Raw genomic sequence first — 24,081 nt, 5'->3', positions numbered from 1 at the left:
CAATAAAATGTATTTTTGATTGCTTTGAAAGTAGTACACCTCAACACATATGATGGCAACGGCGGCGCTGGTAGAGCGTGTTTACGTTTAAGCGATGCGCTGAACCAAGCGGGCATTGATTCGAAGGTATTGGTATATTACCAATTCGGCAACAATCCAAGCATCCATAACTTAAGTAAAAGCCCTTTTGCTAAGGCCAAGGCGGTTTTTAACATCATGGTCGAACGATATTTGGCCAAATTTTTTTCCAAAAAATCGGCAAAAACACCTTTCTCCTTACAGTGGTTTGGCAAAAGCGTACTCAAAAACAAGCTGGTAAAGGAGGCTGATATCATTCACATCCACTGGATTAATCATGGTTTTTTAAGCCCCAAGTTTTTAGCACAGCTTGATGAATTGGAGAAACCCATTGTTTGGACTTTTCACGACAGCAATGCTTTCACTGGAGGCTGTCATGTTCGTTATAGTTGTGAAAATTTTCATAGGCAATGCGGCAATTGTCCTTTGCTAAAAATGAGCGGCCCAAAGGACATCTCCCACCAGACATGGAAGCGTAAACAAAAAGCTTATTCTGAAGTAAATTTCCATGTGGTAGCTCCAAGCAGATGGATGGCACAATCGGTGAAAGAAAGTAGTTTATTGGGCCTAAGACATACTTCGGTGATTCCAAACACCATTGAGGTGGATGTTTTTAAACCTTACGTAAAAGCCGAAGCCAAAAAAATCCTCAAAATAGCACCCGAAAAATTTGTGCTGATGAGCGGTTTCATGCCTTCAAAAAATGATAAACACAAAGGAACACAATATTTGATTGATGCCTTGTTTGAACTATCGCGTCGACCAGAAATTCCTAATGAACAAATAGAACTGGTAATTTTTGGCAATAAGAATGAAGAAAACATTCCCAAGTTTCCTTTCAAAACAACTTTTTTAGGAACCATTAATAAAGATGAGCACTTGGCTAAATGTTACGCGGCAGCTGATGCTTTCATTACACCTTCTTTGGAAGACAACCTGCCCAACACCGTAATGGAAAGTTTAGCCTGCGCCACACCAGTCATTGCTTTTACCACTGGCGGCATTCCTGATATGGTGAAACACCTTCAAAATGGCTATTTAGCGAAATACGAAGACGCCGCTGACTTGGCAGACGGCATCGAATGGCTATTTCTCCATGAACAAAGGGAAGAAATCCAAAAAGAAGCCCGTAGAACTATATTAAGTACTTTCGCCCCACCAGTAATTGCCGAACAGCATGCTTTGCTTTATTTGAAGCTGCTGGATGACATGCCGAAGTAGATTGAAAGTGATGAATAGAAAGTAAGAAGTAGAGAGTTAAAAGTTAACACCGCACTACTCCTGCCGTCACTGCGAGACACGAAGCAGTCCCCTACCTAACTATAATCACAATAGATATAAAAAAAGATTGGTTTAGTATCTTAATATTCATATCAGCTAAATAAAACTTTATTGATTATTTTAGAGACTGCTTCGTACCTCGCAGTAACGGAAGATTATAGCGTCATTGCGAGGTACGAAGCAATCTCCACGGTAATTAATGAATAAGAGCATGGAAAGAGGTGGACTAGTTTATATCCTAACAAATAAATCTAACGCTGTTTTATACACTGGGGTAACCTCCGATATCGCCTATAGAATCTGGCAGCATAAAAATCATGTTTATCCCAATAGTTTCACCTCTAAATACAACTGCAAAAAATTAGTTTACTATTGCTTCTATTCCACTATCGAAGAAGCCATAGATGCGGAAAAACGTATTAAAGCAGGTAGCAGACTAGCTAAAATAAAATTGATAGAAAGTTTAAATCCACAGTGGAAAGATTTATACGATGAGATAAATATTTAACCCTTATTCGATAGAGACTATTTCTTGCCTTATAGTTACGGGAATGGCAACGTCACTGCGAGGCACGAAGCAGCCTCTGACCTAGTTAATCGAATGGAAAGTATTATTTAAAGATTTTATAATGGGTTAAATTAAATAAGCATTATCCTCAGAGATTGCTTCGTCGTTCCTCCTCGCAATGACGTGACTATTATTGTCACTTTGAAGGGCGGCCTTCCCTCCCTTCAAAGTATTAACTCCCAACTTAAAACATTAGATTCGCTATCCACATTCCAAATGACAGACTAAATTCTTAAACTTGTACCATGCTTCCCAAATTATCTGTCATTACGATCGTATACAATAATGTAAAGGATATTGAACGCACCATGCTTTCAATCCTTAACCAAACCTATTCCAATATAGAGTACATTGTAATCGATGGAGCCTCTAGTGATGGTACTTTAGAAGTCATCAACCAATACGAACACCGCATAGCAAAACTCATTTCCGAAAAAGACAAAGGCATTTATGATGCCATGAACAAAGGTCTAGGACTAGCCACAGGCGATTACGTATTGTTCATGAACTCAGGCGATGAAATATATGAACTGGAAACCGTTGAAAAGATTTTCGCTACTACTCCCAATGCCGACATTTACTACGGCGAAACCGAAATGTACGACGAAAATTGGAACAGCTTAGGCAGGCGTAGACACCAAGCACCCGAGCATTTTACTTGGGAAAGTTTCAAATATGGAATGAGTATCAGCCATCAAGCCATTTACATCAAGCGTAGCCTAACAGAACCATATAACTTGCAGTATAAGTACAGTGCAGATATTGATTGGATCATCAAAATTGCCAAAAAAGCCTCTAGTATTGTCAACACCCACTTATATGTGGCCAAATACCTAGTGGGCGGCATGAGCAAGAAAAAGCACCGCGAGAGCCTAAAAGAACGCTTCCAAATTTTTAATCATTACTATGGTTTAGTTTCAAACATCATTAACCACATCGTCATTGCGTTCAATTTGGCTTTCTATTTTTTAAAGCATAGACGAACGAATGATTGAGCAATACCTACAAAGTTTTGATCTTTTTTCAGATGAAGAAATCAATCAGCTCGTCCAATTATTTGAAGTCAGACATTTAAACAAGAATGATATTTTTATTAATGAAGGCAAAATCAGTAATGAAGTAGCCTTTGTGATTGATGGCCTATTTCGCTCCTTTTATATTTCTGAAGGAGGAAAAGATATTACCTACTGCTTTAGATTTCCCAATCAGTTTATTGCAGCCTATTCATCTTTCATCACGGGGAATCCAAGCGTAGAAAACATACAAGCCATTACCAAAGCCCAAATACTCGTCATTAAAAAAGAGGTGATACAGAAACTCAGTATCCATAGTCTCAAATGGACTACTTTTTTGAAAATCGTTGCGGAACAACAATACTTAGAACTTGAAAATCGGATATTTCAACTTCAGAGAGATAGTGCCTCAAATCGCTACAAATCTTTAATGGAAAACCAACCCACGTACATTCAAAAATTACCACTACAATACCTCGCCTCTTTCTTGGGCATTACCCAACGTCATTTAAGCCGTATCAGAAGCGAAGTTTCTTTTTAGACATTTGTCCTAAAGTTAAACCACTTGCTCGATCTATCTTTGCTTCAAGAAGATATTTATGAGCAAGAAAATCGTCATCATCAATGGCCATCCCAATCCAAACGCTTTCAATTTTGGAATTGCAGCAGCTTATCAAGAAGGTGCAAAACTAAGTGGCGCCGAAGTGCGGGAAATTACTATTGCCAACTTAAAATTTGATCCCAACCTAAAATTTGGCTACCAAAAACGGATGGAACTGGAGCCTGATTTACTACATGCTTGGGAGGACATCAAATGGGCCGATCATTTGGTTTGGGTACATCCCGTTTGGTGGGGCGGATTACCTGCCATTACAAAAGGTTTTATCGACAGGCTATTTCTGCCTGGCATGGCATTTAGCTATCGTGAAAACTCCGTTTTTTGGAACAAACTACTGAATGGGAAAACAGCAAGGATTATCACTACTTTAGATCAACCTGGCTGGTATTATTGGCTGTTTTTTGGCAAACCGAGCATAAATCAACTGAAAAAGTCGACGTTACAATTTTGCGGAATAAGTCCCGTAAAAACCACACCCCTAGGAATTATTAAAACTGCCAATGCTAATCAACGAGAAAAATGGCTCCACAAAATCAATAGATTAGGAAAACGTCAGGCTTAAGGGCAATTCCTGTGCATCTCACACCGATTTGGTTTTTATCTAAACAATCCCTCCAAATTTCTTGTATTAAATAAGATTGTTTTATTAAATACATAAAGAAAATGGGAAAGTTGAGCAATAAAAACATCGCCATTCTATCAGAGAATGGCTTCGAAGAATCTGAATTGTTTGAACCACTAAACAGGTTGAAAGAAGAAGGCGCCAGCGTACGCATTATTTCCAGCAAAAAGGGTTCGATAAAAGGAATGAAAGACCATCAATGGAGCCGAGAAATTGAAGTGGATAACGCTGTTGAAGAAGTAAACGTTAATGATTTTGATGGGTTGGTGCTACCTGGTGGGGTCATCAATCCAGATGCACTGCGAGCCAATAACAATGCCGTTGCCTTTGTGAAAGATTTTTTCAGAAAAGGAAAACCTGTAGCAGCGATATGCCACGGGCCACAAACATTGATTAATGCTGAAGTTGTAGAAGGTAGAAAAATGACCTCCTACAAATCCATCAAAAAGGATTTGGTAAATGCTGGAGCAAATTGGGTAGATGAAGAGGTGGTGGTGGACCAAGGTTTGGTGACCAGTCGCAGTCCTGAAGATTTACCAGCCTTTAATGATAAAATGGTAGAAGAATTTGCCGAAGGCATTCACGAAAAGCAACACGCTTAATACTTGGTTTTGGTTTTGGACATGATGGTCCAAAACCAAATTTTACAATCTGCTGAACTCCGAAGAACAAATAATCCTAACTTTGTAAACATGGATATTCAGTTTATCTTAATGATTGCCCTTTTTGTTGCTGCCTTATTTTATGTGGGAAGGGTTATTTACCGTAGTGTTGCACCTAAAAAAGGTTCATGCGCAACAGGCTGTGGCAAATGTGGGGCTGATTTCAGCAAAATTCCTGACACCAATACCAAGTAGATGTTAGAAAAATTCCAGTCCTATCTAAAAGAACGTCTTGCCATTACCGACGAGCAAGCAAAAGAGGCTACAAGCTGTTTGAAGACCAAAACCATTAAAAAAGGAACGGTTTTATTAAGTCCTGGCGATCTAAGGTCAGACAACTATTTCATCAACGAAGGTCTTTTGCGTTATTTTTCTATCGATGAAAAAGGCAAAGAACACATCATACAATTCGCTCCAGAAAATTGGATGCTTTCAGACCGAAACAGTTCTGTGTTTAACGAAGCATCTGTGTTTTATATCGATGCCATAGAAAATACCGAAGCCCTGATTGTCCCTAGCCATTTCTTTGTAGACATCCAAAAACTACTCCCCCATATCTTAGAGTTGAACATCATGATGTTGCACAACTCCATCAGGTTTATGCAAAAACGCATTAACATGTTATTGAGTGCAACAGCGGAAGAACGTTACCTAGATTTCATTAAGCTTTATCCCAACTTAACTTTAAGGGTTCCTCAATGGATGATTGCCTCTTATTTGGGTATCACTCCTGAATCATTGAGCCGTGTACGCAAAGATCTTGCTAAAAAACACTTCAAATAAATTAGCTAATTAGTTAACATACATCAATGTCTAACTAAAATTGCCACCGTAAATTTGTTGCATAAAATTTAATCTTCTAAAAATTAAAATATTATGGCAACAACAAAATGGGCTTTAGACCCAACCCACAGCGAGCTACAGTTTAAAGTAAAACACTTAATGATTACCACAGTAACTGGTAGCATCAAATCTTTTAGTGCAGAATTAAATGCCGAAGGTGACGACTTTACCAATGCTGCAATTTCTTTCTCTGGCGACATCAGTTCTATAGATACTGGTAACACTGATAGAGATAACCATTTAAAAAGTGGTGATTTCTTTGAAGCAGAAAAATACCCAACCATCAACTTTACTTCAAACAGCGTTGAAAAAGATGGCGACGATTACATTGTAAAAGGTGATTTGACCATTAAAGATGTGACGAAAGCGGTAAAATTGAATGCTGAATTTGGAGGTATTGCAACTGACCCATGGGGAAATACTAAAGCTGGATTTACCCTAAGTGGAAAAATTAACCGTACAGAATTTGGTCTTACTTGGAATGCTGCCTTAGAAACTGGTGGTGTAATGGTTAGCGAAGAAGTAAAAATCTTAGGCGAACTACAGTTTGTAAAACAAGCTTAATATAGAAAGGAGGCAAACATGCCTACAACATTCAAAAAAGTTGCTGCTATTCTAAATCCGACAGCCCCACACATGGTTGGCGACGGATTTAGAGTGCACAATTTCTTCCCAAGCGGATATAAAATTAAAATGGATCCGTTTTATTTACTCGATTACAATGCTAAACTCGAGTTTTCGCCAAGCAATACCCCCAGAGGGGTAGGCGTACATCCCCACCGTGGCTTTGAAACGGTAACCATTGCCTATCACGGCGCTGTAGCGCATCATGACAGTGCAGGGAATAGCGGGGTCATTTACCCAGGTGATGTTCAATGGATGACCGCTGCCAGCGGCATATTGCACAAGGAATACCATGAGGAAAGCTACAGCAAAAAAGGTGGCCCTTTTCAAATGGTGCAGCTTTGGGTGAACCTGCCTGCTAAATATAAAATGACAGCCCCCAAATATCAGTCCGTTACAAATAGCGAAATGGCCAACTTCGAACTTCCCAATCAAAAGGGGAAAATTGAAGTGATTGCAGGGGACTACCAAGGTGTAAAAGGAAGTGCTTCAACATTTACAGAGATAGAGTTATATAACCTACGTCTCAAAGCTGGGGCAAAAGCCAATCTGGAAACACCAGCTCATTTCAACACCGCATTATTGATAATTGAAGGAAGCATTACGGTGAACGGCACTGAAAAAGCGACCACCAATCAAATGGTGCATTTTGCTCACGAAGGCAACGCTATAACCATAGAAGCAAGTGAAGATGCCGTTGTATTATATCTTTCTGGCGACCCGATTAATGAGCCTATAGCGCAATACGGTCCTTTCTTGATGAATAAGCCAGAAGAATTGCAACAAGCCATTGAAGATTACAACACTGGAAAATTTGGCTATTTGGAAGAGTAATTAGGCTGTGTATTGCGAGTTATGGGTTATGAGATGAGTAAGCCTGTAACTTGCAACTCACAACTGTTAACTCTTAAACCTTCTCTATCAAACAAACGGCGTATGCCACCACACCCTCTTCCCTACCAACAAACCCCATCTGCTCATTCGTAGTGGCCTTAATAGAAATATCTTCGATAGAAATACCCATTGCTTTTGCAATGTTTTCTTGCATCTGCGGAATATGTGGATTGATTTTAGGCGCTTCCAAACACAACATGGCGTCTATATTCCCCACCACAAAACTTTTCTCCTTTAATAACTTCACTGTTTCCTGCAACAAAATCAAGCTACTGATTCCTTTCCATCTAGGATCGGTATTTTTAAAATGAAAGCCAATATCTCTCAAGTTTGCTGCACCAAGCAAAGCATCACAAATGGCGTGTAAAAGTACATCTGCATCCGAATGCCCAAAAGCACCTCTGTGATGTTCTAGATTAACACCACCAACAATAAATGGATGATTGTCCTTCAACTGATGGACATCAAAACCAAAACCTACCTTAATGCGCATTATTTTCCTACTTTATCGATATTCCATGACAAGCTAAACCTTAAGGTATTAGCCAAAGGACTGTTTTGAGCGTTAGCAACCAAATAAGAAAAATCAAGGTTGAACATGTTGTATTTCAATCCAGCGCCTAAAGTGAAATATCTTCTATCACCTTTTTGAGGATTCTCGTAAAAATATCCAGCCCTTACTGCAAATTGCTGATTGTAGGTGTATTCAAGACCTGTAGAAATAGCCACTTCTTTAAGCTCCTCCTTAAATCCTCCCGGTGCATCACCAAAAGAGCCTAAAATTCCCGAAGGCACCGAACGATATGGGTCTTTTCCAGAGATGATATTTCCATCGACATCCCTGATTGGATCGGTAGGAACCATCAATTTATTGAAATCAAGCGCTATCGTAAATTGGTTGTAATCGTCGATGATAAAAGTGGTAGCCCCACCTAACTTCATATTGGCTGGCAAAAATCTTTTATTTTGCGTTTCGGCAAAGCTCATTTTCGTTCCAATATTGGAAAGATTTAAACCTGCAGATACGATGGCATCTTTACCAAAAAGCACTGTTGGTTTTTTAAAGAATGCCGAAACGTCCACCGCTACAGCGCTTCCCGCTTTTTGCTGGCTTCCGCCTATTTGTCCAGTAGTTAGGTTTGAACGGATATAACGAGCAGTGGTTCCCAAAGAGAAATTATCACCAAAACGACGAGAATAAGTCGCATCAATCGCAAACTCATTAGGGCTAAAAGTTCCCTGGTTATTTCGAAATTCGTCTACCAAAGTAATTTCGCCCAACGAGAAATATCTTAATGAAGCACCTATTACGGTTCTATCATCTAACTGATAATAGCCACTTAAATAGGCCAAGTTAATATCGGGAACCAAATTTTTAAGCCAAGGACTATAAGACAAACTCACCCCATAAGGTTTCTCCAAAAAAGCAAGCTTCGCTGGGTTAATGCTCATTGCGTTACCATCAGGCATTACCGCTACACCCGCTTCACCCATAGCACCTGCACGGGCATCAGGGGTAATCAATAAAAACGGGACATCGGGATAAACACCATTGGTTTGTGTTACACTACTTCCGGTAGATTGTTGAGCAAGCGCACTTTTTCCAACTAACAACGATAAAAGCAACAAAGCGCTACTTAGGCGGTTTAATCTCATTTTACATCTAATATATGCGCAATTTAGTATAGAGTTCGTTAATTTCAAAGCTTTATCGCTACGCTAATTGCATTCTCACTCCTTAACGTTTTACATCGGGTAATATTGTTCTCATTTTAACCAGCTTAAAAAACAGGAAGCCTGCTTCTGATTAATTGTCGCCAATAGTTTATCAAAGTACTCAAAAACGAGTAAAAGAGATAATCCAAAACCTAATAATCCCCCAATTTGGGGAAAATTTTCCTTGATTTATTTTTTTGAAAAGATACTAACAATATCTTTTAATTTCTTACGTTTACTTGCTAAAAAAGAGATTGTTCCATTTTCGTTTTAACGTTTTCGGCAACAATATTTTTGACGAAAAAAGGGCAAATAAAAAAGATTTTTTATTTCTCGGTCTTTTTTTGTGTATTTTTAACGACTAAAGTGCAATTTGCGATATATGAATAAAATTTACTTTTACGCAGTAGTATCCTTATTCGGTGTTGGAGCTTTAAGTTCCTGCGGTGGATCTAAAGGCGGATCTGCAGTATCTGAAAAAACTGGCTATGCTTACAACAAGCGTGAAAACGGCGGTTTCGAAGTAAAAAAGAACTATAAAAGAGGACCTGGTCCAGGTTTAATGGAGATTGAAGGTGGTGAGTTTATCATGGGTGGTAGCGCTATTGAAATCCCGGGTCAGGACATGACTTCTTACAACTACAAACGTCAGGTAACCGTAAGCTCGTTCTACATGGATGAGACTGAAGTTTCAAACACCGACTGGTTAGAGTATCTACATTGGATTAGAACAACTTTTAGAGGGAAGCCAGAACTTGCAGAATATTATTATACCGCACTGCCTGATACCTTGGTTTGGAGAAGACCATTGTCATACAATGAACCTTACGTAAATAATTATTTAAGACACCCAGCTTATGGGGATTATCCTGTAGTAGGCGTAACTTGGCAACAAGCTGCTGATTATGCCGTATGGCGTACCGATAGGGTGAACGAATTGATCTTAAGAGAAAAAGGCTTGATGACCACTTTTAAGGATCTTAACAAACCTACTGCAAAAGGTGGCACACCAGTAAAAAAACCAGATACGATCTTTAACACTGACGTTTACCTTAATGGTCAAATCAAAGATATTGGTAAAAAAGCACCATTAGATTTAAGTGCAGAAGCTGGCGCTACCACTGGTAAAAACAAAGCACAAAGAAACGTTAGATTGGAAGACGGTGAAATTTTCCAACCATACCGCTTACCTACAGAAGCCGAATGGGAATATGCGGCATTAGGCTTAATTGGAAATACCCAATATGCTAACATCAACGAGAAGAAAGTTTACCCTTGGAACGGCTTAGGAATTACTTCTCCTAAAAAATCTACCAGAGGTATGATCTTAGCCAACTTTAAACGTGGAAAAGGTGACTATATGGGTGTGGGTGGTTCACTGAATGATAAAGGTAGTATCACTCAGTCTGTACACAGTTTTACTCCTAACGATTTTGGTTTGTACAACATGGCTGGAAACGTGAACGAGTGGGTACAAGATGTTTACCGTCCTAACACTTTTGAAGCTACTGAAGGCTTAAATCCTTTTAGGGGTAACGTATATTCTGATAAAGAAAGAGATCCACAAAGCAGTGTGATTAAAATAGATGGCAAAGGCCGTCCGGTAATGAAACCAGCTGGTACTGGTGTAAAACAAAGCTGGGCCCAATTGCAATCTCAATATGTAGATTCAACTTACAAAGCAGATCAACGTGGTTACAAGGATGCAGAGAAAACTTTACCAAACGGTGAGTTGCTTGCTTTATATAACGATAAGTCAAGAGTTTTCAAAGGTGGTTCTTGGAACGATCAAGCCATGTGGTTAAATCCTGCGGCCAGAAGATTCCTACAAGAAGACGAATCGACTGCTGATATTGGCTTCCGTTGTGCAATGACCATGCTTGGTGCACCAGAAGTTAAATCTGCTGGCAAACCTCAATTTAAAAATAAGTCAACTAAACCGTTTAAGGTGAAGTAATAAGCGTTTCGCTTTATAAAAAAGTCCCGTAAGCATCATGCCTACGGGACTTTTTTGTTGTTGACTTCATCGTTAAAAAAGAAAATGAATGCTATATTTTCTTAGGGACAAGAGAATTATTGATTAGCTAAAAACTACCAATAACTCATTCTTCTCCACCTTATCACCTTGTTTAACTTCTATCTTTTTAATAACACCATCCGTTGGTGATTTGATCATGTTTTCCATTTTCATGGCCTCTAGTACCAAAAGGTTATCTCCTTTTTTAACCTCCGTTCCTTCGCCCACTAATACGTTGAGCACCAAACCAGGCATTGGTGCCTTAATTTGAAGGATTTTACTGCTGGCAAGATTATCCATCCCCAATTGTTTCAAAAGTAAATCTAATTGAGTGGTTACTTGTACTTGATAAACATTGCCATTCACTTTAATATGGGCTAATTTTTCAGCTTTATCAAAATCTACCACTTCAACGGTATAGGATTTCTTGTCGTGAATGATATGGCTAGATTGTGTCCCTGTCTTCAACAAATCAAAATCAACGGGCTGATTGTTGACCTGCAAAACCTCTTGGACGAAATCCATGTCAAACTGAAAATGGTTGTTTACGGTTACTTTATTCATAAGTTAGTTGGTTAAAGCGTACTGAATTAAATTTGCGCCCATTTTTAGGGCGTTATTTCTACTTTCTTGGGTATCGGAAGGGTAAGTTCCGAAATCTTCCCAACCATTGCCTAAATCGCACTCATACGAGTAAAAGCAAACTACCCTGCCTTTATATAACAGCGCAAATCCCTGTGGGCGTTTATTGTCATGCTCATGGATTTTCGGTAGACCATTAGCGAATCTAAACTTCTGGTTATAAATCTTATGATTTGCGGGCAGTTCCACAAAATCCAATTCAGGGAAAACCTTCTTCATTTGCGGTCTGATGAATTTATCCAAACCGTAATTATCATCTATATGTAGGAAGCCCCCTCCTATTAGATACTTCCTCAAATTTGCAATTTCTTGTGCGTTAAAGGCTACGTTACCGTGGCCAGTCATATACACAAAAGGATAATTGAATAATTCAGCGCTGCCAACCTCTACAATACTCTCATCTGGAGCAAAATTAGTAGAGATGGATTTATTACAAAAAGCGATGAGATTTGGAAGCGCCGTTCTGTTAGCATACCAATCGCCACCTCCAGCATATTTAAGTTTGCCTATTTTATATGTGGGCGGAAAGGTAAATCCAGCGAAAAGTAAAAAGGTAAAAGTAAAAAGTAAAAAGCGAAGCGTGTATCTAAATACGCCCACTAATACACTGATAACCGATAACTGACAACTGATAACTGACAACTTATTCCCTATTTAAAAAATTGACTTCAAAGCAAGCCGCCAAACCAGCAGTTTCTGTACGCAGGCGGGTGTTGCCTAAAGTTACTGGTTTATATCCATTTTGCAAAGCCAGCTCAATTTCTTTGGGCGTAAAGTCTCCTTCAGGGCCAATTAAAATCAGGTATTTTTGATGAGGTTTAATCAATTCTGAAATGGCCTGTTTACTATTTTCATCGATGCAGTGTGCAATCATTTTAACCTCGGCATCGCTTTGTTTAATAAAATCTTTGTAGGCAATGGCAGTGTTTATTTTAGGATGGTACGCAGTAAGCGATTGCTTAACCGCCGAAGTCACCACTTTTTCCAAACGCTCCTCTTTAACGATTTTACGTTCAGAACGATCGCAAATAATAGGTGTTATTTCATCAATCCCAATTTCCGTAGCCTTTTCTAAAAACCACTCAATCCTATCAATATTTTTAGTAGGTGCAATGGCAATGTGGAGGTAGTGGTTTCGTTTACCAAAACCTTGTTGCTTGTCAATAATATTCAGTCGCACCGCCTTTTTGGTGGTTTCGGAAATTTGCGCTACGTACAACCCACCAACACCATCAATCAAATGAACCGTATCACCCTGCTTTAGGCGTAAAACCTTATTACAATGATTGCTTTCTTCCTCGTTTAAGGTATAAGTATCAGAAGTGATATCTGGGGTGTAGAATAAATGCATCTCTAAAGTTAAAAGTCAAAAACCAAAAGTAAAAATGCATTGAAATAAAACCATAGCATTTACATATGCGAACAGCCCACAATTAACCTCTAAACGATTAAATAGTAAAGCAACTGTTAATGCAAATCCACCATATCGCTTTTATTGATGACAATCTCCAGCTTTACAGTTTCAATATTTTGTTCTGTCTTTTTAAGGATGGTAAATAGGTAGCCGTAGCACTCTTCGCTATCACCCACTTCTGGAATTTTACCAAAAGCATGTGATACCAAACCTCCAACCGTATCAAAATCTTCGTCTTCTGGTAAATCATGAGGTAAGTGCTCGTTCACATCGTAAACCGTTGCGTAGGCATTTACCACAAACTCCATATCGCTAATTTTCTCTACAATTGGCTTCTCTTCATCGTACTCATCTTGGATTTCTCCAACAATTTCTTCCACGATATCCTCTAAAGTCACCATCCCAGCGGTACCTCCAAATTCGTCCAATACTATGGCAATTTGGATGCGCTTTTGTTGTAACTCGCTTAAAAGATCGTTGATTTTCTTAGTTTCTGGAACAAAATAAGGCTTTCTGATGATATCGGCTAACGTCCAGTCCTTTTTACTTGCTAGTAGCGGTAAAACGTCTTTGGCATGGATAATACCAATAATCTTATCAATGATATCATCGTAAACAGGCATACGAGAGTAGCCTTCAGAAATGATCTTCTCAACCACTTCGTCCTTAGAAGTATCCAGCTCAATTCCTGATATTTTGGTACGAGGCACCATGATGTTCTTCACCACACGCTCGTTGAAATCAAACACATTCTTGATCAGTTCGTGCTCGTTATCTTCCAAGGCGCCACTTTCTTTGCCTTGATCCAACAAATATTGTAACTCCTCGTTGCTATGTATCGAATCATGACCTCCAGAGGTATTAATACCAAAAGGCTTTAATATAATGCTCGCTAATCCGTTCAATGCCCAAATAAATGGCCTGAAAACGACATAGAAACCTTGCAATGGGGCTGCAACAAATAAAGTTGTAGCCACTGGTCTTTGGATAGCTAACGATTTTGGCGCTAGCTCTCCAAAAACGATGTGCATTACCGTAATGATTGAAAAAGCAACCACTGTTGCTGCAGAATGTAGGAATGCATCGCTAACAGCAATATCAAAGCTGTTAAACATGTTAAGGAAAATAGTGTGCATTACACCTTCACCTACCCAACCCAAGCCTAATGATGCCAAGGTAATTCCCAGCTGCGTAGCTGCTAAATATCCGTCTAAATTGTGAACAATATTTTTAGCCATTTTGCCCAATCTGCTACCAGATTTGGCTTTGATTTCAATTTGCGAGGCTCTTACTTTTACAATTGCAAACTCGGCGGCCACAAAAAAACCATTTAAAAACACTAAAAACAAAGCAAACAATAGGCGCCACCCTATTGATCCACCATCGGAGTCAGCGGGCGTTACCACTGCTAATATTGATGTTGGAAGATTTGTTAAAAAAGCCACCAGGGGCGTACAGACGGAGTAAATCATTAAGGATTATCTAAATGTATTATTATAGAGCTCAATACTTTCATTGATCACTTTATGGGCATATCTCACGCCTAATAAATGTTCAATGGTTACTTGTTTGTTCTCTAATGCTTTATAATCTTGAAAGAATTTTACAATTTCCTTCATGGTATGCGGAGGCAATTCCCCTAAATCATTGATGTGATTTACTGACGGGTCATTTTTAGCTACCGCAATAATTTTATCATCTTGCTCTCCATTGTCAATCATGTGCATTACACCAATTACTTTAGCTTCAATGATGGTCATTGGGTAAACGTCTACTGAACAAAGTACCAAAATGTCCAATGGATCTTTATCATCGCAATAAGTTTGTGGAATAAAGCCGTAATTGGCTGGGTACATAACTGAAGAAAATAATACTCTATCTAACTTTATTAAGTTCGAATCTTTATCTATTTCGTATTTTGCTTTTGATCCTTTCGGGATTTCGATAATTGCATTAACTGTTTCTGGCAAATTTTCACCAGGAGATACACTGTGCCACGGATGGGTTTCCTCTTTAATCATCTTTTCTTTAAATCTCTGTGTCTTCTAAATTACTAGTATTCTTTGATATTTTATTTTTAATAAAGGTAATCACCAATGGAATTGTAGTAATTACAATGAAGCCCACGATGATATAACCTAAATATTCTTCTACTTGTTTGGAGAAACTTTTACCCAAAAAATAGCCCAACAAAGTTAAGGAACAAATCCATAAAATTGCACCTGAAACATTGTAGAGTACAAACTTCCTAAAGTCCATACGGATGATTCCTGCTACTATGGGTGCGAATGTCCTTACAATTGGAACAAATCGGCCCATAATTAGGGCGAAAGCACCTTGTTTTTTATAATATTCTTCGGCTGTTTTGAGGAACTTCTTCTTGAAAAAGAAAGTGTCTTTTCTGGTATGAAGCACTGGTCCAGTTTTTCTACCAAACCAATAACCTGTAAAATTTCCAGAAATGGCTGCAATGATGAGTGAAAACACCAAAACATAAATGTTTACATCTAGCTTACCTGTGGCTACAAACATTCCCGCTAGGAAAAGCAGATAATCGCCTGGTAAAAAGAAGCCGAAGAAGAGGCCTGTTTCAGCAAAAATAACGAAAACAACCAAGTAGAAACCACCTTCGCGCAGCAGTTTTTCAGGATCTATAAGATGCTGTAGGTGGTTCCAAAATTGCTCCATAGTTACAATTATTTGTAAAACTACAAATAATATTCTACATCGGTAGCTATATAAGGTTTAAAATAAACGATGGATAAACACCTAAAAGTAAGATTACTATCGTAGAAACGACTAAAACTACTTTGTACTGCATTGGTGTATCTAATTCAATTTCTTTGCCTTCTTTAAAGTAAACAGCAATGATTACTCTGAAATAATAATAGAAACCAACAAGGGCATTTAATATCGCAATAACCACTAGGATGATCTGATAGTTCTCTAATACGTTTAAGAACATCACATACTTCCCAATAAAGCCCGCTGTTAACGGAATACCTGCCAAAGATAGCATAGCAATGGTTAAAGCTAGTGCTGCTAAAGGATTGCGTTTTGCCAAACCGTTAAAGCTTTCGATATCGTCGCTGCCTGTTTTTTGTTTTACGTTGATCAGTACCGCGAAAGCCACAATACTGGCAAACGTATAAGCTGCTGCATAAACCAAAACGTTGCTTGCTGAGTTAGCGGTTAATACCACTAATGAAAACAACAAATACCCTGCGTGAGAGATACTAGAATAGGCCAGCATTCTTTTGAAGTTCTTTTGATATAATGCCGTGATGTTACCTAAGCAAAGAGTGATGATGACAATCACCATTAACGCTGGCATCCAGAAATCGTGCAATGGCTCAAAAGCACCTGCAAACAATCTTAAGAAAGCCGCAAAACCAGCAGTTTTAACTACCGTTGACATAAATGCTGTTATTAATGAAGGTGATCCTTCATAAACATCAGGCGTCCAAAAGTGGAAAGGTGCTGCACCAACTTTGAAACAAAGTCCAACCATCATCAAAATAATACCTGGATAAAATAATGGTGAAACATTGCTCACGCTATTAACCAATACATTTTGGATGACATCAATGTCGAAAGAGCCTGTTGCTCCGTAAATCAAAGCGATACCAAATAGCAAGAAACCTGTAGAGAATGCTCCCATTAAGAAATACTTCAATGAAGCCTCGTTAGAAGCAAAATTGAGCTTTCTAATTCCCGCTAGGATATACAAACATACCGACATGATTTCGACCCCGATAAACAACATCGAAAGGTTTTTGTAAGAAACCATAATTACAATACCACATAACGCAAATAGGATAAGGGTGAAGTATTCGGCCACATTTGGACTATTTTCTGCAAAATAACGTTGCGTAAGTAGGAAAATCAAGAAAGTACCAATAATGGAAATGCCCGCAAAAGCTAATGCAAAATTGTCAATCTGCATCATTCCAAAATGAACAGTTGGCTGGTCCCATGAACAAACGGTGAAGCCCAAAGAAACCAAAAGGCCAAGCAAAGTTAAAGGCAGCAATGCTTTTTTTGCCTTAAACAATCCTGCATAAAGTACTACTAAAGCCGTTACGGCAATGGTGATAATAATATTCATTTGCTTAGTTAACCCCTGTTAATTTATGATTAATCTGTTCCAATAAATGTTGTACTGAGGCATCTGATATTTGCAATAAAGGTTTTGGATAAACCCCAATCACAATAATCAATGCACAAATGGTGTACAACACTACTTTTTCCGTTCCGTTAATATCTTTAAAACTTGCTGTAAGTGCGTTCGTTTCGCCTAGCATAATTTTTTGGTAGCTTCTAAACATATATACTGCTCCAAAAATAATGGTTAAGCCAGCTACCGCTCCCAAGCAAGCGTTGTAGTTGTAAACGCTCATCAGCAATAAAAACTCACCGATAAAACCATTAGTACCTGGTAAAGCTACCGTTCCCAATAAAATGATAAGGAAAGTAATCGCTAATTGCGGTGCTACTTTTGCCAAACCTCCCAATTCATCAACTTTGTTGGTTCCCAAACGCGATTGGATAATATCCAGCACAAAAAACAAACCAATGACATTGATACCATGGCTTAACATTTGAACCATACTTCCCTGTAAACCTTGGTGGCTTAAAGTGAAGATACCAGCTGCAATTAAACCTACGTGACTAATAGAAGAGTACGCCACCAGACGCTTAGCATCTTTTTGCATAAAAGCAATAATGGCTGCGTAAACCACACCAATAACCGCCAATAGCATTACCACACAGCTCCAATCTTGTACGCCGTGAGGAACAATAGGTAATAACCATCTGATCACACCATAAATACCCATTTTTAACATGATACCAGAAAGTAACATGGTTCCTGGAGTTGGTGCTGTGGTATAGGTGTCTGGTTGCCAAGTATGGAATGGGAAAATCGGCATCTTAATGGCGAAAGCAATAAAGAAAGCCCAGAAAATCCATCCCTGTTGTACGTTATCTAATTCTAACTTGTAAAATTCAGCCAGTTCAAAATTGTTCGCTGGATTTTGAAGGTATAGGTAAATAATCCCCAAAAGCATGAACAATGAACCTGCAATGGTATACACAAAGAACTTCATATTTACTTTGATACGGTCTTTACCGCCCCAAGTGGCACAAATGAAGTAAATTGGAATTAAAGCCGCCTCCCATCCGATGTAGAACAAGAAGGCATCTAGTGCTGTAAACACCAACAATAAGCCAGTTTGCATGAACAATATCAATGCGTAAAAGGCATTGGCATTTTTATATTCGTGTTTGTAGCTCGACAAAATGATTAGCGGTGTGAGTACATTGGTCAACAATACCGTAATCATACTGATGCCATCAAGACCAAGATGGAAATTAATTCCCAACTGCTTAATCCATTCAAAGTTAACCTCAAACTGTGTACTCGCATCTGGAGTAAACTTGCACAATAAACCAATGGCAACCGCCAATGAGAAAATTGAAAATGCTAATGCTGCTACCTTAGCTGTGTTTTGCTTGGCAAATAAAGCGGTGGCAATTGCACCAACTAGGGGTAGAAATATGAGTATTAAAAGTTCCATTTATAACGTTTGAACAATTTAAGCGATAGACAAATAAGTGTACAGCAATAGTGCTACAATACCAATAACCATCATCATGATGTAGTAACCTACGTTACCCGACTGCAATAAGCGCAAACTTTTACTTCCTTCGCTGGCAGTCCAGCCTAAACCGTTTACCAAACCATCTATTACTTTGTTGTCGATAATTTTGTAGAAGAAGGTAGAAAAAGCATCTAAAGGCTTTCTGATGATGGTATCATAAATCTCATCCAAATAAAATTTGTGATAAGACAATTTTTCTAAAGCAGTTCTAGGTGCTTCATCAGCCACAGGTACTTCACCTTTTTTCACGTATTTGCTATAAGCTAACAAAATTGCGACTACCGCTGCCAATACCGATACACCCATTAAAGTAAATTCTGTAGTGTGATTCAATTCCAAATGGTTTTGGGTAACCTTTGCTCCCGTTAACCAATGTGCCAACCACTCGTTACCGCCAAAGGCATGTGGAATGTTCAACAAACCTCCAATTGCTGCTAAAACGGCTAATACTACCAATGGAATAGTCATTGCTTTTGGCGATTCGTGAATATGCTCCTCAGTATGATGCGAACCTCTGAACTTGCCATAGAAAGTTAAGAACATCATACGGAACATGTAGAATGCCGTTAAGAATGCGGTCAATACACCTATTCCCCAAAGTACCGGACTATGTTGATAAGCGTGTGCTAAAATTTCATCTTTAGAAAAGAAACCAGAAAATGGTGGGATACCTGCAATAGCGATGGTACCAATCATCATGGTGGCAAAAGTGGTTTTTAGTTTTGCTTTCAATCCACCCATGTGGCGCATATCCTGCTCATGGTGTAAAGAGTGGATGACCGCACCCGCGCCCAAGAACAATAAAGCTTTGAAGAAAGCGTGGGTCAACACGTGGAAGAATGAACCCGTGTAAGCACCAACACCTAAACCTAAAAACATATAACCTAATTGCGATACGGTTGAATAAGCCAATACTTTTTTGATATCAGTTTGGGTCAACGCAATTAACGCTGCGATTAATGCCGTTGCAGCACCTACAATAGCAATGATATTTTGTGTAATTGGAGCCAAATCAAACACTACGCTTGAACGAGCAATCATATAAATACCCGCAGTTACCATGGTAGCTGCGTGGATGAGTGCCGAAACTGGTGTGGGGCCTGCCATCGCATCAGGTAACCAAGTAAACAAAGGCAATTGCGCTGATTTACCACAGGCGCCGATGAATAACAATAGACCGATGATCGCCATGGTATTGTTTCCTGGCACCATGTTAGCCGCTTGCGGGAACACTTTTGCAAACTCCAAACTTCCAAAAACTTGGAACATTAAAAACACCCCTAAAAGGAAACCTAAGTCACCAATACGGTTCATTACAAATGCTTTTTTAGCGGCACTTGCGTAACTGCTGTTCGTGAACCAGAAGCCAATTAATAGGTATGAACACAATCCTACACCTTCCCATCCAATAAACATCACGATGTAGTTTGAGCCTAATACCAATATCAACATGAAGAAGATGAATAGGTTCAAATAAGCGAAGAACTTGCCAAAGCCAGCGTCTTCGTGCATATAAGCCGTAGAGTAAATGTGGATTAAGAAGCCAATTCCAGTAATGATCAAGAGCATGATTGCGCTCAATGGATCGTATAAAAATGACAAAGGAATTTTTAAATCTCCAACGCTAATCCAATCGAAAAAGTTAACAGTGAATTGTTTTTCTACGCTTGAGCTTAGCTCGAAAAAGAAACAAACGCTAAGAACAAATGAAGCTAAAACCACCCCACTGCCAATAAGGCCTACAGCACCTTTGCTCAATGTATTACGACCTAAGCCGTTAATCACAAAGCCTAAAAGCGGAAGAACAGGTATTAACCAAAGTAAACTTGTAATCATTTTATTTTATTAGAATTACCACTTAAGGCGATTTAATACATTAATATCTATTGATTGTGTGTTGCGATAAACCATCACGATGATACTCAATCCAACTGCTACTTCGGCAGCTGCCAAAGCCATAATGAAGAATACGAATACCTGTCCTGAGGGATCATTGTGATGTACTGAAAATGCAGCCAAAAGCAAATTCACCGCATTTAACATCAACTCTACCGACATAAAAATCACGATGGCATTTCTACGTGTTAATACACCTACCACACCAATGGTGAAGATAATGGCACAGAACCAAATATAATGGTTCAACGGCACCGACTGCATATTTTCGAATAAACTACCCATTTGCTTTTTCCTCCTTTTTGGTTAAAAGTACGGCTCCAACCATTGCGCTCAATAACAGTAATGACGATAATTCGAACGGCAGCATAAATGGCCCAAACAACTCCTTACCTAGATTTTCTACCAATCCTAAATTTGGATTTTTAAGCACCAGAGGATTAGCAATGGCTACTGATTTTAAAGAACCAATTAAAGTAACGACCAAACATCCGCCAGCAATAATACCCACTACTTTAAGCAGCGCTGATTTATTAGGTTCGTTGTCTTTATTTAAGTTGAGGAGCATGAGCACAAAAAGGAAAAGTACCATGATGGCCCCCATGTAAACAATAAAGTTAACCACGGCCAAAAACTGTGCATTCAATAGCACATAGTGAATCGTAAACGTAAAGAACGTAAGGATTAAGTATAGCACACTGTGGATGGGATTTTTTGCAAAAACCACCATCAGCGCAAAGATTACGCTTAATGTTGCCACAAAATAGAATACCGATGTACCCATTAATTTTTATTTAGTTGTTTCAATTTTACCGTCATTGCGAGGTACGAAGCAACCTAGAGATTCTTCGCTACGCTCTGAATGACAAACTATTTTACCTCCAAAACGCTCTCCAAAGGAGCTTCTACCAATTTATCTTTCCCGTAAATAAAGTCTTTACGTAAATAATCAGCTGGAACAATTGGTCCATCCAAGTAAATGGCCTCTTTAGGACAAGCCTCTTCGCATAAGCCGCAGAAAATGCAACGTAACATGTTGATTTCGTAAACTGATGCATATTTCTCTTCACGATACAAATGCTTCTCATCGTTCTTGCGCTCAGCAGCAATCATGGTGATGGCTTCCGCAGGACAAGACAATGCACATAAGCCACATGCTGTGCAACGCTCTCTACCTTGCTCATCTCTTTTCAACGAGTGCATTCCTCTCCAGTTGATAGAGAATTCACGCTCTTGTTCTGGATATTTTACGGTAGCTGGTTTCTTAAAGAAGTGACCTATTGTCGTAGTTAAACCACTTGCGATAGCTGGAAGATACATTCTCTCCGCAAAATTCAATGGTTTTGAAACCAATACTTTTTTCTTATTGCTTAATGATTCCATGTCTCTTTAAAAATTATTCGTCAATGCAATAACAATACCTGTAATCACAATATTTGCAATAGCTAAAGGAATTAAACCTTTCCAGCCTAAGCTCATCAACTGGTCATAACGGAAACGTGGAATGGTCCAACGTACCCACATGAAGAAAAAGATGAACGCAAATATCTTAAGGAAGAAGATTGCTGTACCGAATAGCGGTGCCCAAGTTGGGCCCAATAATCCAGCCATATAATCCATTCCTGGATAGTTGTAACCTCCAAAGTATAATGCTGCCATTACGGTTGAAGACACAAACATGTTGATATACTCCGCAAATAGGTAAAAACCTAATTTCATGGAAGAATATTCCATATGATAACCACCATTTAACTCAGCCTCACACTCGGGCAAATCAAATGGAGCACGGTTGGTTTCGGCAAAAGCACAAACCATGAAGATTAAAAATCCTAATGGCTGATACCATACATTCCAATTGAAACCATGTTGTTGTGATACAATTTCTCTTAAACTAAGTGAGTTGGTAACTAAAAGCAAAGCGATGATAGAAAGTCCCATCGCAATTTCGTAACTGATGTTTTGAGAGGCAGCACGGATGGCACTTAACAACGAGTATTTATTATTAGAAGCCCAACCGCCAATCATCACACCGTAAACACCTAATGAAATCACGCCGAAGATATATAGCAAGCCTACATTGATATCAGTTACTTGTAGTTTTACCAATCTATCCCCTACCATCATATCCTGTCCCCAAGGAATAACCGCGGTACCAATACAAGCACATAACATGGCTAAACCAGGACCAACCATAAATAACCATTTATTGGCATTGGCAGGAATAATCTCTTCTTTCATGAACATTTTTACCCCATCGGCCAAAGGCTGAAGAATACCAAAAGGTCCCGCTCTATCTGGTCCAAGCCTGTCTTGCAAAAAGGCTGCGACCTTACGCTCTGCATAAGTAGAATACATCGCTATTAACAAACTAATTGCAAATAGTGCGATAACCAATATAAACTTCTCTATAACGAAATCGATTTCCATTAGATTTTAGTCGTTTTTTCTAGTTCTCGTTTGTTTGCCTCTTGTAAAGCCAAGTTTTCCTTGATTACAGGAAGCGGTTTAAATGTTTCATAGTGATTTGACGCAATCACTGAAGTATCTGGAATGTGTGTTGGATGTTCCAAAGTCCAATCAGATGTTTTCTTTTTATCGAAACGGCATTCGTTACAGATAAACTCTTCTACCTCTCCAAATTGATCTTTTCTGGCAGTAACACGTAATACATCGTCTCCTTTATACCAAAGCGTTACCTTACCGTTACATTTTTCGTGTGAGCAATTCCTGTGCGCATCAACCGGCTTGGTAAACCATACACGGTTTTTAAAACGGAAAGTTTTATCAGTTAAAGCACCTACTGGACAAACGTCGATTACGTTACCAGAGAAATCATTATCTACCGCATTTTGAATGTAAGTAGAGATTTCAGAATGGTCGCCACGATTTAAGATTCCGTGAACTCGTTTGTCGGTAATTTGGTCAGCAGTAAACACACAACGGTAGCACAAAATGCAACGGTTCATGTGCAACTGGATTTTATCTCCAATATCTATTCTGTCGAAAGTACGACGCTCAAACTCGTATCTGGTTTTTTGTAGGCCATGCTCGTAACCCAAGTTCTGCAAATCACATTCGCCAGCTTGGTCGCAAACAGGGCAATCCAAAGGGTGGTTAATCAGCAAAATTTCTACTACACCTGCACGGGCTTCCAAAACTTCAGGAGAAGTAATGTTCAACACTTCCATCCCATCCATTACGGTAGTACGGCAAGAAGCCACCAATTTAGGCATTGGGCGAGGGTCTTTTTCAGAACCTTTGCTCACCTTCACAATGCAGGTACGGCATTTACCCCCACTTCCCTTCAATTTGGAATAATAGCACATGGCAGGAGGTACAATCTCTCCCCCAATTTGTCGGGCAGCATTTAAAATGGTAGTCCCTGGTTCTACCTCTACTGTTATTCCGTCTATGGTTACTTTAACTAAATCACTCATAATTGATGATTTCTATTTTTATACTCCATGCCGTCATTGCGAGGCACGAAGCAATCTCATTTTTATTTACTCGCCTCGGAGGACGATTTGAA

General features: G+C 39.0%; 27 protein-coding genes. 11 read left to right on the top strand and 16 right to left on the bottom strand.

Annotation, left to right across the window (positions count from 1 at the left end):
• Positions 1-24: 24 nt before the first annotated feature.
• The 10 genes from DUT70_RS13175 (at position 25) to DUT70_RS13130 (ending at position 7,144) form a co-directional block, all read left to right on the top strand.
• On the top strand, positions 25-1,299 hold the full coding sequence (locus DUT70_RS13175) for a glycosyltransferase (RefSeq protein ID WP_162926635.1): 1,275 nt from the start codon (positions 25-27) through the stop codon (positions 1,297-1,299).
• A gap of 271 nt (positions 1,300-1,570) precedes the next feature.
• Positions 1,571-1,867: a GIY-YIG nuclease family protein gene (locus DUT70_RS13170; protein ID WP_113648153.1), complete on the top strand. Its 297-nt coding sequence runs from the start codon at positions 1,571-1,573 to the stop codon at positions 1,865-1,867.
• Positions 1,868-2,172: 305 nt separating this feature from the next.
• Positions 2,173-2,922, top strand: coding sequence for a glycosyltransferase family 2 protein (locus tag DUT70_RS13165; protein ID WP_113647816.1), 750 nt, complete (start codon positions 2,173-2,175; stop codon positions 2,920-2,922).
• Positions 2,915-3,481 carry a Crp/Fnr family transcriptional regulator gene (locus DUT70_RS13160; protein ID WP_113647815.1) on the top strand — a complete coding sequence of 189 codons (567 nt, stop codon included), beginning with the start codon at positions 2,915-2,917 and terminating at the stop codon, positions 3,479-3,481. The genes DUT70_RS13165 and DUT70_RS13160 overlap by 8 nt, the downstream gene beginning before the upstream one ends.
• Positions 3,482-3,539: 58 nt before the next feature.
• Complete coding sequence (locus tag DUT70_RS13155) at positions 3,540-4,121, top strand: NAD(P)H-dependent oxidoreductase (RefSeq protein ID WP_113647814.1); 582 nt, start codon at positions 3,540-3,542, stop codon at positions 4,119-4,121.
• Positions 4,122-4,222: 101 nt separating this feature from the next.
• Positions 4,223-4,783: a type 1 glutamine amidotransferase domain-containing protein gene (locus tag DUT70_RS13150; protein ID WP_113647813.1), complete on the top strand. Its 561-nt coding sequence runs from the start codon at positions 4,223-4,225 to the stop codon at positions 4,781-4,783.
• Between the two features lie 90 nt (positions 4,784-4,873).
• Positions 4,874-5,038, top strand: a complete 165-nt coding sequence (locus DUT70_RS13145; RefSeq protein ID WP_113648152.1) for a FeoB-associated Cys-rich membrane protein — start codon at positions 4,874-4,876, stop codon at positions 5,036-5,038.
• Entirely contained in the window at positions 5,039-5,626 is a 588-nt protein-coding gene (locus DUT70_RS13140; RefSeq protein ID WP_113647812.1) for a Crp/Fnr family transcriptional regulator, read from the top strand.
• A 93-nt stretch (positions 5,627-5,719) separates the two neighbouring features.
• On the top strand, positions 5,720-6,250 hold the full coding sequence (locus DUT70_RS13135) for a YceI family protein (protein ID WP_113647811.1): 531 nt from the start codon (positions 5,720-5,722) through the stop codon (positions 6,248-6,250).
• Between the two features lie 18 nt (positions 6,251-6,268).
• Positions 6,269-7,144 carry a pirin family protein gene (locus tag DUT70_RS13130; protein ID WP_113647810.1) on the top strand — a complete coding sequence of 292 codons (876 nt, stop codon included), beginning with the start codon at positions 6,269-6,271 and terminating at the stop codon, positions 7,142-7,144.
• A 73-nt stretch (positions 7,145-7,217) separates the two neighbouring features.
• Here DUT70_RS13130 and ispF read toward each other — a convergent pair whose 3' ends face one another.
• Positions 7,218-7,697, bottom strand: coding sequence for a 2-C-methyl-D-erythritol 2,4-cyclodiphosphate synthase (ispF, locus tag DUT70_RS13125; protein WP_113647809.1), 480 nt, complete (start codon positions 7,695-7,697; stop codon positions 7,218-7,220).
• Positions 7,697-8,860 carry a type IX secretion system outer membrane channel protein PorV gene (gene porV, locus DUT70_RS13120; RefSeq protein WP_113647808.1) on the bottom strand — a complete coding sequence of 388 codons (1,164 nt, stop codon included), beginning with the start codon at positions 8,858-8,860 and terminating at the stop codon, positions 7,697-7,699. Before porV ends, ispF begins: the two co-directional genes overlap by 1 nt.
• Positions 8,861-9,302: 442 nt before the next feature.
• Between porV and DUT70_RS13115 the strand changes: the two genes are divergently transcribed.
• Positions 9,303-10,877, top strand: coding sequence for an SUMF1/EgtB/PvdO family nonheme iron enzyme (locus tag DUT70_RS13115; RefSeq protein WP_113647807.1), 1,575 nt, complete (start codon positions 9,303-9,305; stop codon positions 10,875-10,877).
• 123 nt (positions 10,878-11,000) lie between these two features.
• Here DUT70_RS13115 and DUT70_RS13110 read toward each other — a convergent pair whose 3' ends face one another.
• The 14 genes from DUT70_RS13110 to DUT70_RS13045 all read right to left on the bottom strand — a co-directional run bounded on the left by DUT70_RS13110 (position 11,001) and on the right by DUT70_RS13045 (position 23,989).
• Positions 11,001-11,501 carry a biotin/lipoyl-containing protein gene (locus DUT70_RS13110; protein WP_113647806.1) on the bottom strand — a complete coding sequence of 167 codons (501 nt, stop codon included), beginning with the start codon at positions 11,499-11,501 and terminating at the stop codon, positions 11,001-11,003.
• Positions 11,502-11,504: 3 nt separating this feature from the next.
• Entirely contained in the window at positions 11,505-12,212 is a 708-nt protein-coding gene (locus DUT70_RS13105; protein ID WP_394342355.1) for a DUF4159 domain-containing protein, read from the bottom strand.
• 10 nt (positions 12,213-12,222) lie between these two features.
• A complete protein-coding gene (locus tag DUT70_RS13100; protein ID WP_113647805.1) occupies positions 12,223-12,930 on the bottom strand; it encodes a 16S rRNA (uracil(1498)-N(3))-methyltransferase in 708 nt (235 codons plus the stop codon).
• A 116-nt stretch (positions 12,931-13,046) separates the two neighbouring features.
• Positions 13,047-14,366 (bottom strand): hemolysin family protein, encoded by a 1,320-nt coding sequence (locus DUT70_RS13095; RefSeq protein WP_394342354.1) that lies wholly within the window; start codon positions 14,364-14,366, stop codon positions 13,047-13,049.
• 105 nt (positions 14,367-14,471) lie between these two features.
• Positions 14,472-15,014 carry an inorganic diphosphatase gene (locus tag DUT70_RS13090; protein ID WP_113647803.1) on the bottom strand — a complete coding sequence of 181 codons (543 nt, stop codon included), beginning with the start codon at positions 15,012-15,014 and terminating at the stop codon, positions 14,472-14,474.
• A gap of 7 nt (positions 15,015-15,021) precedes the next feature.
• Positions 15,022-15,681 carry a DedA family protein gene (locus DUT70_RS13085; RefSeq protein ID WP_113647802.1) on the bottom strand — a complete coding sequence of 220 codons (660 nt, stop codon included), beginning with the start codon at positions 15,679-15,681 and terminating at the stop codon, positions 15,022-15,024.
• A 46-nt stretch (positions 15,682-15,727) separates the two neighbouring features.
• Positions 15,728-17,101, bottom strand: a complete 1,374-nt coding sequence (locus DUT70_RS13080) for an NADH-quinone oxidoreductase subunit N (RefSeq protein ID WP_113647801.1) — start codon at positions 17,099-17,101, stop codon at positions 15,728-15,730.
• Positions 17,102-17,105: 4 nt separating this feature from the next.
• Complete coding sequence (locus DUT70_RS13075) at positions 17,106-18,572, bottom strand: complex I subunit 4 family protein (RefSeq protein ID WP_113647800.1); 1,467 nt, start codon at positions 18,570-18,572, stop codon at positions 17,106-17,108.
• An 18-nt stretch (positions 18,573-18,590) separates the two neighbouring features.
• On the bottom strand, positions 18,591-20,489 hold the full coding sequence (gene nuoL / locus DUT70_RS13070; protein WP_113648150.1) for an NADH-quinone oxidoreductase subunit L: 1,899 nt from the start codon (positions 20,487-20,489) through the stop codon (positions 18,591-18,593).
• An 18-nt stretch (positions 20,490-20,507) separates the two neighbouring features.
• A complete protein-coding gene (gene nuoK / locus DUT70_RS13065) occupies positions 20,508-20,837 on the bottom strand; it encodes an NADH-quinone oxidoreductase subunit NuoK (RefSeq protein WP_113638474.1) in 330 nt (109 codons plus the stop codon).
• Positions 20,830-21,336: an NADH-quinone oxidoreductase subunit J family protein gene (locus DUT70_RS13060; RefSeq protein WP_113647799.1), complete on the bottom strand. Its 507-nt coding sequence runs from the start codon at positions 21,334-21,336 to the stop codon at positions 20,830-20,832. The genes nuoK and DUT70_RS13060 overlap by 8 nt, the downstream gene beginning before the upstream one ends.
• 86 nt (positions 21,337-21,422) lie before the next feature.
• The gene (locus DUT70_RS13055) at positions 21,423-21,935 is read right to left on the bottom strand and encodes a NuoI/complex I 23 kDa subunit family protein (protein ID WP_113647798.1); all 513 of its coding nucleotides are present in this window, start codon (positions 21,933-21,935) and stop codon (positions 21,423-21,425) included.
• 6 nt (positions 21,936-21,941) lie between these two features.
• Positions 21,942-22,979 carry an NADH-quinone oxidoreductase subunit NuoH gene (gene nuoH / locus DUT70_RS13050; protein ID WP_113647797.1) on the bottom strand — a complete coding sequence of 346 codons (1,038 nt, stop codon included), beginning with the start codon at positions 22,977-22,979 and terminating at the stop codon, positions 21,942-21,944.
• Positions 22,979-23,989: a 2Fe-2S iron-sulfur cluster-binding protein gene (locus DUT70_RS13045; protein ID WP_113647796.1), complete on the bottom strand. Its 1,011-nt coding sequence runs from the start codon at positions 23,987-23,989 to the stop codon at positions 22,979-22,981. Before DUT70_RS13045 ends, nuoH begins: the two co-directional genes overlap by 1 nt.
• Positions 23,990-24,081: the final 92 nt, after the last annotated feature.

The organism is Pedobacter chitinilyticus (assembly GCF_003313385.1).
GTDB classification, from domain to species: Bacteria; Bacteroidota; Bacteroidia; order Sphingobacteriales; family Sphingobacteriaceae; genus Pedobacter; species Pedobacter chitinilyticus.
The sequence above is the reverse complement of the archived record's forward strand: the minus strand, read 5'-3'. Positions and strand labels throughout refer to the sequence as shown.